The organism is Bifidobacterium sp. MSTE12, from assembly GCF_000513015.1.
Lineage (GTDB): Bacteria > Actinomycetota > Actinomycetes > Actinomycetales > Bifidobacteriaceae > Bifidobacterium > Bifidobacterium dentium.
In genome coordinates this window covers 16,450-30,168 of record NZ_AZYA01000030.1, presented here as the reverse complement: position 1 = coordinate 30,168, position 13,719 = coordinate 16,450, and the positions used below count along the sequence as shown (strand labels likewise).

The following is a 13,719-nucleotide window of genomic DNA, read 5'->3' as shown; positions in this document are numbered from 1 at the left end:
TGAGTGTTGATGACTCAAGTTTTGGGAATAGAATGGCGGTGAAGTCGGTTGAGCATATCAGACAACGACATATGCGCCGGATTGCGGTCGATTCGCGGCAAGTGAGCTGCGAAGACGATACGCGAGCGGCGCGAATCATGGAGGATGATATGGAACAAAAGTTCACCACGATGGCGCAGGAAGCCATCGGAGACGCCATTCAAAGCGCGTCCGCGGCAGGTAACGCGCAAGTCGACACGTTGCATGTGATGGATGCGTTGCTGCGCCAGGAAAACGGTGTGATCCGCGGTCTCATCCAGGTTGCCGGCGGCGACGTGCAAGCCATTGGCGCTGCGGTGCGCAACGCCTTGGTCGCATTGCCGGCTGCCAGCGGTTCGACCACATCGCAGCCGCAGGCAAGCCGTCAGCTGACCGCCGCGATCGCGCAGGCCGAAAAGGAAATGCAGGCGATGGGCGACGAATACGTCTCCACCGAACACCTGCTCATCGGCATCGCGGCAAGCAAGCCGAACCAATCCGCGGAAATCCTTGAAAAGAACGGCGTGACCGCCGAAGCGCTGCGCAAGGCGGTGCCGGGCGTGCGCGGCGGCGCGAAAGTGACCAGCCCCGACGCGGAAGGATCATACAAGGCGCTCGAAAAATATTCCACCGACCTGACGGCCGCCGCGAAAGACGGCAAGCTCGACCCCGTGATCGGCCGCGATCAGGAGATCCGCCGCGTCATCCAGATCCTGAGCCGGCGCACCAAGAACAATCCGGTGCTCATCGGCGAGCCGGGCGTCGGCAAAACCGCCGTCGTGGAAGGTCTGGCGCAGCGCATCGTCGCCGGTGACGTGCCGACCACCCTGCAGAACAAGAAGCTGATCTCACTCGACCTCGGCTCCATGGTCGCGGGCTCCAAGTATCGCGGCGAATTCGAGGAACGGCTGAAGAGCGTGCTCGAGGAGATCAAGAAGTCTGACGGGCAGATCATCACCTTCATCGACGAAATCCACACCATCGTCGGTGCGGGCGCCGCCGAAGGCTCCATGGATGCAGGCAATATGCTCAAGCCCATGCTGGCCCGCGGCGAACTACGCCTGATCGGTGCGACCACGCTCGACGAATATCGAGAGAACGTCGAAAAGGATCCGGCACTGGAACGCCGCTTCCAACAGGTCTTCGTCGGCGAACCGAGCGTGGAAGACACGATTGCGATCCTGCGTGGTCTGAAGCAACGTTACGAGGCGCACCACAAGGTGACGATCGGCGACGATGCGCTGGTCGCCGCCGCAACCCTGTCGAACCGGTATATCTCCGGCCGCCAGCTGCCCGACAAGGCCATCGACCTGGTCGACGAGGCAGCCGCGCACCTGCGTATGGAACTCGACTCCTCGCCGGAGGAAATCGACGAACTGCAACGCAAGGTGACCCGCTACGAAATGGAGGAGATGCAGCTCAAGAAGGCCGAAGACCCCGCTTCGAAGGACCGCCTCGAGAAGCTGCAGGCCGATCTGGCGGACGCCCGCGAAAAGCTGAGCGGCCTCAAGGCACGTTGGGACGCGGAAAAGGCCGGCCACAACAAGGTCGGCGATTTGCGAGCCAAGCTCGACGACCTGCGCGTAGAAGCCGACAAGGCCATGCGCGAAGGTGACCTGGAGAAGGCCAGCCGCATCTCGTACGGCGAGATCCCCGCGATTCAGAAGGAACTGGCCGCAGCGGAAGCCGCCGCCGACAACAATGACGCGAACGGCACCGCGGTCGCCGAAACCGAACCGATGGTGCCCGACCACGTCGATGCCGATTCCGTGGCCGGCATCGTATCCGAATGGACCGGCATCCCGGTCGGCCGCCTCATGCAAGGCGAGAATGAAAAGCTCCTGCACATGGAGGAGTATCTCGGCAAGCGTGTGATCAGCCAGAAGGAAGCCATCGCAGCGGTTTCGGACGCCGTGCGGCGCTCGCGTGCCGGCATCTCCGACCCGAATCGTCCGACCGGCTCGTTCCTGTTCCTAGGCCCCACCGGCGTGGGCAAGACCGAACTGGCCAAGGCGCTCGCGGACTTCCTGTTCGACGACGAGAAGGCCATGGTGCGCATCGACATGAGCGAATACATGGAAAAGGCCTCCGTGTCTCGCCTGATCGGCGCCGCGCCGGGCTACATCGGCTACGAGGAGGGCGGCCAGCTCACCGAGGCCGTACGCCGCCGCCCATACTCGGTGGTGCTGTTCGATGAGGTGGAGAAAGCCAATCCGGAAGTATTCGACGTGCTGCTGCAAGTGCTCGACGATGGCCGTCTGACCGATGGTCAGGGCCGTACCGTGGACTTCAAGAACACGATTCTGATCATGACCTCCAATTTGGGGTCGCAATTCCTCGTCAATCCGGACTTGGATGCGGACGCCAAGAAGAAGGCCGTGATGGATGCCGTGCACATGCAGTTCAAGCCGGAATTCATCAACCGCTTGGACGAGCTGGTCATGTTCCACCCGCTCACCCGTGAGGAACTGGGCGGCATCGTGGACATCCAGGTGGCGCAGGTCTCCGCTCGCCTGACCGAGCGTCGCATCACGCTCGATGTGACCGATTCGGCACGCGAATGGCTGGCCAACACCGGCTACGATCCGGCGTATGGCGCTCGCCCGCTGCGTCGCCTGGTGCAGACCGAGGTCGGCGATCAGCTGGCGCGCATGCTGCTGGCTGGCCAGGTGCATGACGGCGACACCGTGTTGGTGGATCAGACCGGCGGCGATCATCTCGAACTGTCCGCATGGGCGAGCGATCAACTGGCGGACATGGGCAAGTAAGCAGGGCCGTTCCCCTGCGGGAACAAGAGGCTGCCGGCGAACCTCAGTGAGGTCCCCCGGCATCGGCCCTGCCGTTTCCTCCCTTGTCAGAGGGAGGAAACGCGGTCGCCGACCTCAAGCACCAGGCCGGCGACCGATAACACGGTAGCGGCGATAAGCACCGCAACCGCAAGCTTCGGCTGCATGCCGAACACCAGCCATAGCGCGAACGTCCACACGGCGACGACCATCGTCACCGCAGTGGTGATCTGTAGCACGCGAGTGTGGATCACATGGCCTATTCTGGCGCGGAAGACAACCTCTTCCGCGCTTTTTCCATGTGTTGACTGTGTTGACTGTGTTGACTGTGCTGACGCATTGGTTGCGCGAATCTTCAGCGCCTGCTCAAAATCTTCGGGATGTTCGATCGGGAACCGCACGATCACCAGCTTCCGGCGAATCAGGCGAATGATCAATGCCAGCATCACGACCACACCGACGAACGCGAAATACGGATCGCGTGAGCCAACCGGAAAAATCCAAGACACCACGCATAGCAGCAGACTGTAGACATAGACGATTGACATGCCAAGCGAGATCAGCGAATCCGCATTCGGCGTGCGTTGATGCAGGGCGGGCATACCGTGGCGATGAATCGGCGCACCGCAATAGAACATGACCGGCGTGATCACGATGGCATGCAGCCAGGGATTGGTCAGCCAGTCGGGCATGGTTACGCTGCCGAGCATGAGCATGGTGACGACGAACGTTGGAATCGTAAGGATCGTGGCGATGACGAGCAGCGGAACGATGCGTTGGTCGTCATCGGCGGATTCCGCGGAGTTGGCGGCAGGGGCGGCTTCGGGCCGCTTGTTGGCGGACCGTTCGGCTTCCGATGATGGTGGATCGGTGCTGGGGTTGGGATGGTTCCGCACATGGTCCGCCGATGTTTCGGTTGCCGGGGGGTCCTTGCGATCGTCCGGCGTTGGTGGCGTCGACGATTTGCCGTCGGTCGGTGATTGGCCGAGGAAGAATCTGAGAATGCCCCATGTCGCAATGGAGGCGACCACGATGGCGACTGCGGCCATGAACAAATCGAATCCCATACCAGCCTCTTGTGTTCCTTCGCTCTCGTACGACTGTTCCCCAGCATAATCCAGCGCGGGGTATCGGGTGGTCGTTCGTACGGATGAATGCGGTTCGTCGAGTGGATTCGGGCGTGGCTGCGACACGTGGTCCACCGCATGCTGTTTACTAGAACATATGTTCGACAATCCTGTGTTTGTAATGGTGCTGATGGTGATCGTGGCCGCGCTTGGAGCGGCCGCGGGCTTTTTCGCGGGGCGATCCAGAGGGCAGGACATGGCGCGGGATGCGCGTACCGCCGACTTGAACGAGGCGAAGGCTCAGATCGAGGACGGTCGGCGACGGATCGGCGATCTGACCACATCCGTGGCACAGTACCGCACGCAGTCCGAAGGATTGAATCAGCAGCTGACATATCTCAAATCCCAGCTGGCGCAGGCGCAAAGCGCCGAGCAGACGAGAATCGAACGTGAGCGTGAAAAGGCCGCCGCGGAGGCGGAACGTCGGCAGACCGAAAGCGAGCGGCAGTTGCGGGAGCAGAGCAAGGTGCTCTCCGCTCTGGCTCCTGTGCAGAAGAATCTTGACGCCCTTCAGGAGAAGGTTTCCCAAATCGAAGAGGGGCGCAAGCGCGAAATGGGTGCGCTCGGTGAGCAACTCAAGGGTTTGGGGGAACAGCAGGCGCGGCTCGACCGTGAGACGAGCTCGCTGTCGGCTGCATTGCGCAACAACAAGGTACGTGGCGCCTGGGGCGAGGCGCAATTGCGTAACATCGTCGAATCGGCGGGTCTGCTGGAACATGTCGATTTTGATACGCAGGTGGTCGTCACCGATGCGGACGGGCATACCCAGCGTCCGGACATGGTGATCCACATGCCTGGTGGTAAAACCATTCCGATCGACGCAAAGGCACCATATGCCGACTATCAACGTGCCTGCGAGATTCCCGACACCGCTTCGCAGGAGGAGCTGGCACGTAAGGCGGATCTGCTGAGGGCCCATGCCAAGGCAGTGCGCGAGCACGTGAAGGTGCTGGGGGACAAGGCCTACTGGAACGCGTTCTCGGACGCGCCGGATTTCGTGATCGCCTTCATCCCGAACGAGTCGCTGTTGCAGGCCGCCTTGGAGACCGATCCGACGCTGATGGACGACGCATTCGCCCGTAAGGTGGCTTTGACCTCACCGATTACGTTGTGGGCGGTGTTGAAGTCGGTGGCTTACGCCTGGCAACAGCAGAGCCTTACCGATGACGCGAAAATGCTGTTCGACCTGTCACGTGAACTGTATGAGCGTTTCGCGGTGCTGGGGGAGCGCGCCACCAAACTCGGCACGGCGATCACCAGAACGGTTGGCGCCTATAATGCGTTCGCCTCGTCATTGGAGTCCCGCGTGCTGGTCACCGCTCGCAAACTGCAACGCGTGGATCAGGGCAAGGTCATCGAATCCGTGGAAATCATTCCATCTGAGAAGGCGGATATCCGTGAGCTGACGGCGCCCGAAACCGTAGATGATGCGAGGGATTGACGAGCCGAAAGGATAGGCTGGAGCCATGACTGACGAGAAGACTTTCCGTAAGACCGTGCCGGCCGCCACCGAGGTCGCATCGACCGCCACCGCCACTGAGCCGTCCACCGTCGATTTCGCCATGCTCGAGCCGCGCGATCAGCTCAAGACCCTGCTGCAGGCCGAGATGAAGGACAAGCCGTTCTCAGAGCTTGCATCCGTGACGTTCGATCATCGCGGGGCCTCCGTCGTCGGGCATATCTTGCTTGATACGTTGGAAGAAGCCGGCTATTCCGTTGATGATGTCGATGCCGTCGGCGCGTTGACCGCCGCTGCGGTGCCGTTGGTCTCCGCCATGATCCAGGCTGCGGCCTCCCGTGGTGAAGACTTGAACGGATTCGTCATGGATTTCGTGTACCCGTCCATCAAGGGACCGTCCATCACGGGCAAGCGCGTGGTGCTGCTCGACTCCTGGCTGTCCGAAAAGTCGTATGTGCAAACCTCCTCGCTTGTCACCTTGCGTAATGGCAACGAACTGAGTCTCGACTTTTCCGTCGTGGAGAGGGAAGGGGCCGAAGTGCTCGCCGTGGCGTCGTTGATTGGTGGCGTGGATATGATCCATCCGACCATCAAAGTCGTCAATCCGGTCTCCGGCGATGAGTCCGAGTTGCCATTCATCGAAGTGTACAAGGAGTCCGAGCTTCACTGAGTCGGCTCGTTGCTCACTTGCATCAGAGGGCGGAAAACCTAGGCCCTGCCTGATGCTGACGCATACGGGATGAAAATCGGAAGGAACCATGCACGCACCCAACCCTATCGATGTCGCGGCGAAAGCGTCCGGCGAACCGGTATTCCGTGAGGTGGGCGTAGGCCCGTGGGCCGAAACCCATCCGGGAGAGCCGCGTCCGGACAATCCGCAATCCCCGAATTTCGATATGCGATTCGATTCATCCTTGCTTGATGCAGGCGATCGTCGCAATGTGCTCGACCGCTACCGCTATTGGTCCGTCGCGGCCATCAAGGCCGATCTTGACGCGCATGGCCGTCATGAGTTCGAAGTCGCCGTGGAGAACTGGACGCATGACTTCAACATCGGATCCATGGTGCGCACGGCCAATGCATTCCAAGCATCCCGCGTACACATCGTCGGGCCGCACAAATGGAATCGCAAGGGCGCACTCATGACGGAACTGTACCAACATGTCGAAAACCATCCATCCATCGCTGAGCTCGTCGAATGCTGGAAATACCGCATTTCAGGTGAAATCGCCGCGGCGCAATCGCAGGCTGCGGCCATCGCATGCCGCATGCGTGGAACCGCGACCGGACCACGTCCCGACGATGCCTGCGTCTTCGTACCGCCGCAAACCGATGTCTCTGACATTGCCGATACCGGTGCCGAACCCCGATCATCCGGCACCGTATCGAATACTTTGGCTGCATATGACGCTCAAAAAAACACAGAGCAGCTGGCGCAACTGGCTGAATTAGAGTCGAAAATCGCCGACCTGCAGGCCGCACGCATCATTGCTCTTGACATTATTCCCGGTGCCGTGCCGATGGAAACCTATCATTTCCCCAAGCGTTGCCTCATGCTCTTCGGCGCGGAAGGCCCGGGTCTGTCCGAGAAGGCGCTCGAGCTGGCCGACGATGTGGTCTACATCTCCCAATTCGGTTCGGTTCGCTCCATCAATGCAGGTGCTGCGGCCGCAGTCTCCATGCACGCCTGGATTGCTCAGCATGCCGTTCCCCGGTCTTGACGGGCTGCGATTGATGCTTCCGGCGACTGGAAATGAACGCATTATGGTACGGTCGGGACTCCCGCGCGGCGCAACTTCGCTATCAGCGGGTTGCGTTGCAGAACGTCATCGAAGGTGAATCGGACGACTTCCGTGACTCCGGCACGACGTAAGGCCTGCTCACGATTACGTTCCGTTTGGACGGTTTCCTGTATGCTCTTCCGACCGGTCATTTCCGGATCCACATACTTCGCCGTGCCATCGAATTCGCCTACGATGATCCTGCCATCATCCGCACGCCACAAGAAATCCACACGGAACCGCTCTCCGGTTGTGGGATCAGTGAAGGGTATCTGAAGCTGAGGAATCGAAAAGCCGGCTTCGATCATGGTTCCGCGTGCCAAGGATTCGCCGCCGTTCTCGCTACTCGAATCCACATGCTGCATAAGTCTGAAGATCGTCGTGCAGTCACGCGTGGTACGGACGCATTCCTGCAATACCTGATCATTGCCGACCCCTTCGGCGGCGGCGGAATCGAAAATCGGCAAGGCGAACCGGAATTCCAGCATGTGGCCGCAATCAAGAAGCGTACGCGCCGGATTGGTGACCGGTATGCCATTCACGATGACCGCGTTGTCTTTCGGGAATGGACTGTAGATGACATTGAGCTTGTCATGTGAACGGTATGAGCCGCGTGTGGGCAGGGTGATGGTCAATCCCTGATGATGCAGGAGCCATTGGTGTTCAAAACCATGCGCCGCCGCTGCGGTGATTCCCGCGAAGATCCAATTGCCGTGGAGATCTTTGAGCGTACGGGCTGCGTGCAACGACTGTTCCGCGGCATTCAGACGATTCCAGTATGCCGAACGTGCGAACAGTCCGGGATACGGTTTGACCAGATCCCCCGCGAGGTATCTGCGATAGAGCCCTTTCTGCATCAAGGGCTTGCTACTGTGCGCACATCGTTGTGCGCTTTCGGCTTGATCAAGAAGCCTGTCGATCTGAGGATACGCTTTCATGATTCGACGCTACCCTGTGGCTTGGTACCGAGGGAAGCGCGATAGGCAAATGTGGATAACTCAAAGGCCTCTCGGCGTGTCTGTGCATAACTTTGCCGTCGATACGGTAACGCATCGTCCGATTCCTCCAGCTGCTGGATGAATCCGCATGCCGAGAGGTCATATTGCGGGGTGATTCTTCCAGTCACTGGATGGATATGGTCGTTACGGGGCTTCTGAGCGAGGTATTTCTTCCAGTCACTGGGTGTTTTATCCCGCTGATAGGGTCTTTAGCGGGGTGATTCCTCCAGTGGCTGGAATATCCGCCATATGCAAAGGCTGGGGAATAATCCGCCATGTGGATTGCATTGGGTTGGCGAAGAGGCCGATGCGGGACTGCAACAGGCAGGGGAAGAGCCGCCGCGGACTGCATTGGGCTGGCGAATGAAAAGACGTGTGCTCGTCACACAGACGCGTTACTGTTAGGGGCATGCCTACTTTCACCAAAGAAGAAATCGTGCATTTGGGCGATTTGGCCCGAATCGCACTCACCGATGAGGAAATCACCCGTCTGCAGGGCGATCTGAACGTCATCGCCGAATCCATCAACAAGGTGCAGGAAATAGCCACTGATGACGTACCGCCGACCGCCAACCCGATTCCACTGGAGGCCTATCTGCGTCCGGATGTTCCGCAGACTCCGCTGACCCAGGAAGAAGCGACCGCAGGCGCTCCGGTCTCCGAGGCCGGCATGTTCGTCGCACCACGCATTTTGGGGGAGGAGTGATATGAGCACCACTGAACTCGTCAAGCTGTCCGCCGCCGAGATGGCGGCCAAGGTCAAGGCCAAGGAGGTCTCCAGCCGTGAACTGGTCGAGGCCCATCTCGACGTCATCGAAGCCGCTGAGCCGAGCGTCAAGGCCTTCCTGAAGGTCTCCGGCGAACAGGCTCTTGAACAGGCCGACGCCTTCGATGCCAGATCCGACGACGAGAAGGCCCAGCTGCCGGAACTTGCCGGCGTGCCGATCGCCATCAAGGACATGATCGTCACCAAGGGCATCGAAACCACCGCCGCGTCCAAGATCCTCGAAGGTTGGGTGCCGCCGTACGATGCCACCGTCATCGAGAAGCTCAAGGCCGCGGGCATGCCGCTGCTGGGCAAAACCAACCTCGACGAATTCGCGCAGGGCTCATCCACCGAGCACTCCGCCTACCAGACCACCCACAATCCGTGGGATACCGAGCGTGTGCCGGGCGGTTCCGGCGGCGGTTCCGCAGCTGCGGTGGCCGCGTTCGAGGCCCCGCTCGCCTTGGGAACCGACACTGGCGGCTCCATTCGTCAGCCGGGCTCGCTGACCGGTACCGTCGGTGTTAAGCCGACCTATGGCGGCGTATCCCGTTTCGGTGCGATCGCCATGGCCTCCTCGCTTGACCAGATTGGCCCGTGCTCCCGCACCGTACTCGATGCGGCCTTGTTGCAGGAAGTGATCGGCGGCCATGACAAGCGCGACTCCACCTCCATTCCGGAGGGTCCGCGCCCGATGGTGGCGGCCGCCCGCGAAGGCATGAAGCGTGATCTGAAGGGCCTCAAGGTCGGTCTGATCAAGGAACTTGGCGGCGAAGGCTTCCAGCCGGGCGTCATGGCCCGCTTCAACGAAGGCGTCAAGAAGCTCGAAGAGATGGGTGCGGAAGTCACTGAAGTGTCCCTGCCACACTTGCCGTATTCCTTGGGCGCCTACTACATCATCATGCCGTCCGAGGTCAGCTCCAACCTGGCCCGCTACGACGGCATGCGCTACGGCCTGCGCGTCATGCCGCCGGCGGGCGTTCCGCAGACCGCCGCCAACATGATGGCCTACACCCGTGAGGCCGGCTTCGGTGACGAAGTCAAGCGCCGTATCATCCTGGGCACCTACGCTCTGTCGGCCGGCTATTACGATGCCTGGTACGGCTCCGCGCAAAAGGTTCGCACCCTGATCATCGACGACTTCAAGAAAGCCTTTGAGAAGGTTGACGTGCTCGTCGGTCCGACCAGCCCGGTCACCGCCTTCAAGTTCGGTGAGAAGACCGAAGACCCGATGGCCATGTACGCCATCGACATCACCACCATTCCGGCCAACCTCGCCGGAGTCCCGGCCATGAGCGTCCCGGCCGGCCTGAGTGATGACGGCCTGCCGGTCGGCTTCCAGTTCCTCGCCCCGCAGCAGCGTGACGAAGCCATGTACAAGCCGGCCGCAGCTCTCGAAGCCGCCCTTGAGGAGGATTGGAACGGCCTGATTTGGCAGTCCCTGAACACCCCGTGGCTCGACGGCCTGAGCAAGTAGAAAGCATCGGAGGAAAGAAAACACAATGGCTGAAAAGTTGATGAAGTACGCCGATGCCGTCAAGAAGTTCGATCCGGTCATCGGCTTGGAAACCCACGTGGAGTTGTCCACCACCACCAAGCTGTTCTGCCCGGCCGAAGTCTCCTTCGGCGGTGCCCCGAACTCCCAGCTCACCCCGGTGAGTCTGGGACTGCCAGGCTCCCTGCCGGTGCTGAACAAGACCGCCGTCGACTACGCGATCAAGCTGGGTCTGGCCCTGCACTGCGAAATCGCCGAGTGGAGCCAGTTCTCCCGTAAGAACTACTTCTATCCGGACATGCCGCGTGACTACCAGATCTCGCAGTACGACAAGCCGACCAACGGCAATGGCTACTTGGATGTGGAACTTGAGGATGGCACCGTCTTCCGTGTGCTGATCGAACGCGCGCACATTGAGGATGACGCCGGCAAGAACACCCACGTCGGCGGTGCCGACGGCCGTATCGAAGGCGCCAACCACTCCTTGGTCGACTACAACCGTGCCGGCGTGCCGTTGATTGAGATCGTGACCAAGCCGATCGAGGGTGCGGGCGAGCGCGCTCCGGAAATCGCGGGCGCCTATGTGCGTGCCATTCGCGACATCGTGCGTGCGTTGAACATCTCCCATGCCCGCATGGAGCAGGGCAATATGCGTGCCGACGTGAACGTGTCGCTGCGCAACAGCCCGTCCGATCCGTTCGGAACCCGCTCCGAGACCAAGAACGTGAACTCGTTCCGTGGCATCGAGAAGACCGTGCAGTATGAGATTCGCCGTCAGGCGCAGATTCTTTCCGAAGGCGGCGAGATCCTGCAGGAGACCCGCCACTGGGATGAGGCTTCGCAGACCACCGCAGGCGGCCGTGTGAAGTCCGACGCCGACGATTATCGTTACTTCCCGGATCCGGATTTGGTGATGCTGCACATCACCAAGGAGCACATCGAAGAGATGAAGGCCCAGATGCCGGAAATGCCGCGCGAACGCCGCAATCGTCTGAAGGGCGAGTGGGGCTTCAACGATCTGGAGATGCGCGACGTGCTCAACGCCGATGCCTTGGATCTGCTTGAGGAGACCGTCAAGGCCGGTGCGAGTGCCGCAGGTGCCAAGAAGTGGTGGCTGGGCGAGCTGTCCCGCGAGGCCAATGCCAAGGGTGTGAGCCTTGAGGAGCTGCCGATCGCTCCGGCCGACGTGGCTGAGGTTGAGAAGCTGATCGCCGACGGCAAGCTCAACGACAAACTCGCCAAGCAGACCGTCGCCGGCGTGCTTGCCGGTGAGGGTGCCCCGGCCGAGGTCGTCAAGAAGCACGGCTTCCAGGTCGTCTCCGATGATGGCGCGCTGGAAAAGGCCGTCGACGAGGCTCTGGCCGCTAATCCGGACATCGTCGAGAAGCTCAAGGGCGGCAACATGAAGCCGATGGGCGCGATCATCGGTGCCGTCATGCGCGCCACCCGCGGTCAGGCCGATGCGAAGGCCGTCACCAAGATCGTGATGGGTAAGATCAAGTAAGGCGAAGGGGGAGAGGTCGACTACGGTCTTTCCCGGTCCGTGCTTCACTGCTCAGTCCATCAGCGGGTCGAAGGACACGTCGGAATCCCCTAAAAACGGATTTCCGGCGTGTTTTTACCGTATCGGGGGAGATTTCATCGGGAATCTCCCCCTTTCGATTCCCAGCTATCCTCCAGTCGAGTACAATACCGTCGGAATGGTTGTGGCATAGGCCGCACCTGTAACGATACGAGGGACGAAGACATGCCAGAGAATGCTGAGTCGTCGATAGTGAGCGTTGAATCCCGCGAACTGCCGGCACGGATCACCATACCGCCGATTCGTGGTGAAATGGTGCATCTGCGTCCGGCGACCGTCGCGGATCTCGATCGCATGGACGCCATTGACGCATATCCGGGAGCTTCCGGCATCACTGGCAAGGATCGTGTCGCCGAACGTGCCGCCGTGCATGCGTGGGTGCGTCGTTCCGTGGCCTGGGCCAACGGCGAGACGCCGACCGAATCCGGTGTGGGCGATCCGGAATCCCGACGCACCGTAGCATGGTCGATCATCACGGAATCCGATCATGACGGGGATGGCGAGATCGATGCGGCGGCCTCCGACAATGTGATCGGCATGATTTTCCTGATCGACATCGACGGATGGGCCCGTTCCTCCCGTATTCAGGTGATCTTGGGGCAGGACTTCCGTGGACGCGGATATTCGCGTGACATCATGCCGCGTGTGATGACGTACGGCTTTGCGCCGGAACCGGCAGGCCTTGGCATGCATAGGATTTGGGTGGCCGTCCCCGAACAGAACACGCGTTCCGTCTCCGTATACCAGTCCTTGGGATTCGTGCCGTCCGGCCGTTCCCGCGATGCGTTATGGAACGCCTCGCAAAACCGGTATCAGGATCTGATCGTCATGGACACGTTGGTTGACGAATTCGACCCGATTCGCTCCCTCGACGCGTTCGGCATGCATGTGATCGAAGACAATCCCGGCGTCAAGGAAGCGTTGAGCGCTCGCGAGCATTCCATCGCCATTCGAATCAATGAACAGAGGGAAGCCGAGGCCGGCGGCCAGTCCGACGGGAATCAGGGCATGACCCGTGAGGAGGCCTACGAGCATATCGGCGTGGAACCCGGCAAGGCCGATGCCGTCGAGACCAAGCCCGACGAGATATCAGCCAGCGATGATTCCGACAAGTCGGTCAACGGCGATGCCGATGCCGACAACAACTGGCCGTATGGTTCTTCCGAACGTAAGACCTCCAAGGAGGCTTGGTGGCGTACATTGGGCCGCGGCCGTAAACGTGACATGGAAGGCAAGTGATGAGCGCCGAGGATCTCGACAACTACGAAACCGACGCTGAGCTGGCACTGTACAAGGAATATCGCGACGTCATCAAACTGTTCACCTATGTGGTGGAGACCGAGCGGCGCTTCTACTTGGCCAACAAGGTCGATTTCAACGTACGTTCCGCCGGTCAGGACGTCTATTTCGACGTACAGCTTACCGACGCATGGGTGTGGGACGTGTATCGTTCCAGCCGCTTCGTCAAAAACGTGCGCATCGTCACTTTCAAGGACGTGAACGTCGAAGAGGTGCAGAAAACCGACATCGACATCCCCGACGACATTCACTGATTCGCCGGTCTCGCTGTCGCATGTCGGCCGTTCACCGATTGTGCGACCACAGTTTGCCGGAATGTCACCTGATGCGCATGTCGTGTTTGATTCGTGCGCATACAACATTCATGGCGTGTCCGAACCACGGGCCCGCCCATCCGCCTATGAGATG

10 protein-coding genes and 2 pseudogenes are annotated in these 13,719 nt (G+C 60.4%); 10 read left to right on the top strand and 2 right to left on the bottom strand.

Annotated features, from left to right (window positions below; genetic code table 11):
- Positions 1-149: 149 nt before the first annotated feature.
- Entirely contained in the window at positions 150-2,786 is a 2,637-nt protein-coding gene (clpB, locus tag HMPREF1494_RS06295) for an ATP-dependent chaperone ClpB (protein ID WP_034521078.1), read from the top strand.
- Positions 2,787-2,872: 86 nt separating this feature from the next.
- Here clpB and HMPREF1494_RS06290 read toward each other — a convergent pair whose 3' ends face one another.
- A complete protein-coding gene (locus HMPREF1494_RS06290) occupies positions 2,873-3,871 on the bottom strand; it encodes a hypothetical protein (RefSeq protein WP_034521058.1) in 999 nt (332 codons plus the stop codon).
- 157 nt (positions 3,872-4,028) lie between these two features.
- On the opposite strand from HMPREF1494_RS06290, the gene rmuC reads away from it, so the two are divergent.
- The 4 genes and pseudogenes from rmuC to HMPREF1494_RS11985 form a co-directional block, all read left to right on the top strand.
- Entirely contained in the window at positions 4,029-5,372 is a 1,344-nt protein-coding gene (gene rmuC / locus HMPREF1494_RS06285) for a DNA recombination protein RmuC (protein ID WP_003843332.1), read from the top strand.
- A gap of 25 nt (positions 5,373-5,397) precedes the next feature.
- Positions 5,398-6,060 (top strand): orotate phosphoribosyltransferase, encoded by a 663-nt coding sequence (locus HMPREF1494_RS06280; RefSeq protein ID WP_034521055.1) that lies wholly within the window; start codon positions 5,398-5,400, stop codon positions 6,058-6,060.
- An 88-nt stretch (positions 6,061-6,148) separates the two neighbouring features.
- Positions 6,149-6,626: pseudogene (locus HMPREF1494_RS11990) on the top strand (TrmH family RNA methyltransferase); the annotation flags it as partial.
- 131 nt (positions 6,627-6,757) lie between these two features.
- Positions 6,758-7,111, top strand: a pseudogene (locus tag HMPREF1494_RS11985) (TrmH family RNA methyltransferase); the annotation flags it as partial.
- A 41-nt stretch (positions 7,112-7,152) separates the two neighbouring features.
- Here the strand turns inward: HMPREF1494_RS11985 and HMPREF1494_RS06270 are convergent.
- Positions 7,153-8,109, bottom strand: a complete 957-nt coding sequence (locus HMPREF1494_RS06270) for a hypothetical protein (protein WP_034521045.1) — start codon at positions 8,107-8,109, stop codon at positions 7,153-7,155.
- Positions 8,110-8,578: 469 nt separating this feature from the next.
- Here HMPREF1494_RS06270 and gatC point away from each other — a divergent pair, with 469 nt between their 5' ends.
- The 5 genes from gatC (at position 8,579) to HMPREF1494_RS06245 (ending at position 13,565) form a co-directional block, all read left to right on the top strand.
- Positions 8,579-8,875: an Asp-tRNA(Asn)/Glu-tRNA(Gln) amidotransferase subunit GatC gene (gene gatC, locus HMPREF1494_RS06265; RefSeq protein ID WP_003838642.1), complete on the top strand. Its 297-nt coding sequence runs from the start codon at positions 8,579-8,581 to the stop codon at positions 8,873-8,875.
- Position 8,876: 1 nt separating this feature from the next.
- Positions 8,877-10,412, top strand: coding sequence for an Asp-tRNA(Asn)/Glu-tRNA(Gln) amidotransferase subunit GatA (gene gatA, locus HMPREF1494_RS06260; protein WP_034521041.1), 1,536 nt, complete (start codon positions 8,877-8,879; stop codon positions 10,410-10,412).
- Positions 10,413-10,437: 25 nt separating this feature from the next.
- Positions 10,438-11,934 carry an Asp-tRNA(Asn)/Glu-tRNA(Gln) amidotransferase subunit GatB gene (gene gatB / locus HMPREF1494_RS06255; RefSeq protein ID WP_003843338.1) on the top strand — a complete coding sequence of 499 codons (1,497 nt, stop codon included), beginning with the start codon at positions 10,438-10,440 and terminating at the stop codon, positions 11,932-11,934.
- A gap of 243 nt (positions 11,935-12,177) precedes the next feature.
- Complete coding sequence (locus HMPREF1494_RS06250; RefSeq protein WP_034521037.1) at positions 12,178-13,251, top strand: GNAT family N-acetyltransferase; 1,074 nt, start codon at positions 12,178-12,180, stop codon at positions 13,249-13,251.
- Positions 13,251-13,565 (top strand): DUF2469 domain-containing protein, encoded by a 315-nt coding sequence (locus HMPREF1494_RS06245; RefSeq protein WP_003838651.1) that lies wholly within the window; start codon positions 13,251-13,253, stop codon positions 13,563-13,565. Before HMPREF1494_RS06250 ends, HMPREF1494_RS06245 begins: the two co-directional genes overlap by 1 nt.
- Positions 13,566-13,719: the final 154 nt, after the last annotated feature.

What these genes read in the sequence shown, in the direction of transcription:
- gatA (WP_034521041.1), top strand. Translation starts at nt 8,877, where the DNA reads ATGAGCACCACTGAACTCGTCAAGCTGTCCGCCGCCGAGATGGCGGCC.
- HMPREF1494_RS06280 (WP_034521055.1), top strand. Translation starts at nt 5,398, where the DNA reads ATGACTGACGAGAAGACTTTCCGTAAGACCGTGCCGGCCGCCACCGAG.
- HMPREF1494_RS06270 (WP_034521045.1), bottom strand. Translation starts at nt 8,109, where the DNA reads ATGAAAGCGTATCCTCAGATCGACAGGCTTCTTGATCAAGCCGAAAGC.
- HMPREF1494_RS06250 (WP_034521037.1), top strand. Translation starts at nt 12,178, where the DNA reads ATGCCAGAGAATGCTGAGTCGTCGATAGTGAGCGTTGAATCCCGCGAA.
- clpB (WP_034521078.1), top strand. Translation starts at nt 150, where the DNA reads ATGGAACAAAAGTTCACCACGATGGCGCAGGAAGCCATCGGAGACGCC.
- rmuC (WP_003843332.1), top strand. Translation starts at nt 4,029, where the DNA reads ATGTTCGACAATCCTGTGTTTGTAATGGTGCTGATGGTGATCGTGGCC.
- gatB (WP_003843338.1), top strand. Translation starts at nt 10,438, where the DNA reads ATGGCTGAAAAGTTGATGAAGTACGCCGATGCCGTCAAGAAGTTCGAT.
- gatC (WP_003838642.1), top strand. Translation starts at nt 8,579, where the DNA reads ATGCCTACTTTCACCAAAGAAGAAATCGTGCATTTGGGCGATTTGGCC.
- HMPREF1494_RS06290 (WP_034521058.1), bottom strand. Translation starts at nt 3,871, where the DNA reads ATGGGATTCGATTTGTTCATGGCCGCAGTCGCCATCGTGGTCGCCTCC.
- HMPREF1494_RS06245 (WP_003838651.1), top strand. Translation starts at nt 13,251, where the DNA reads ATGAGCGCCGAGGATCTCGACAACTACGAAACCGACGCTGAGCTGGCA.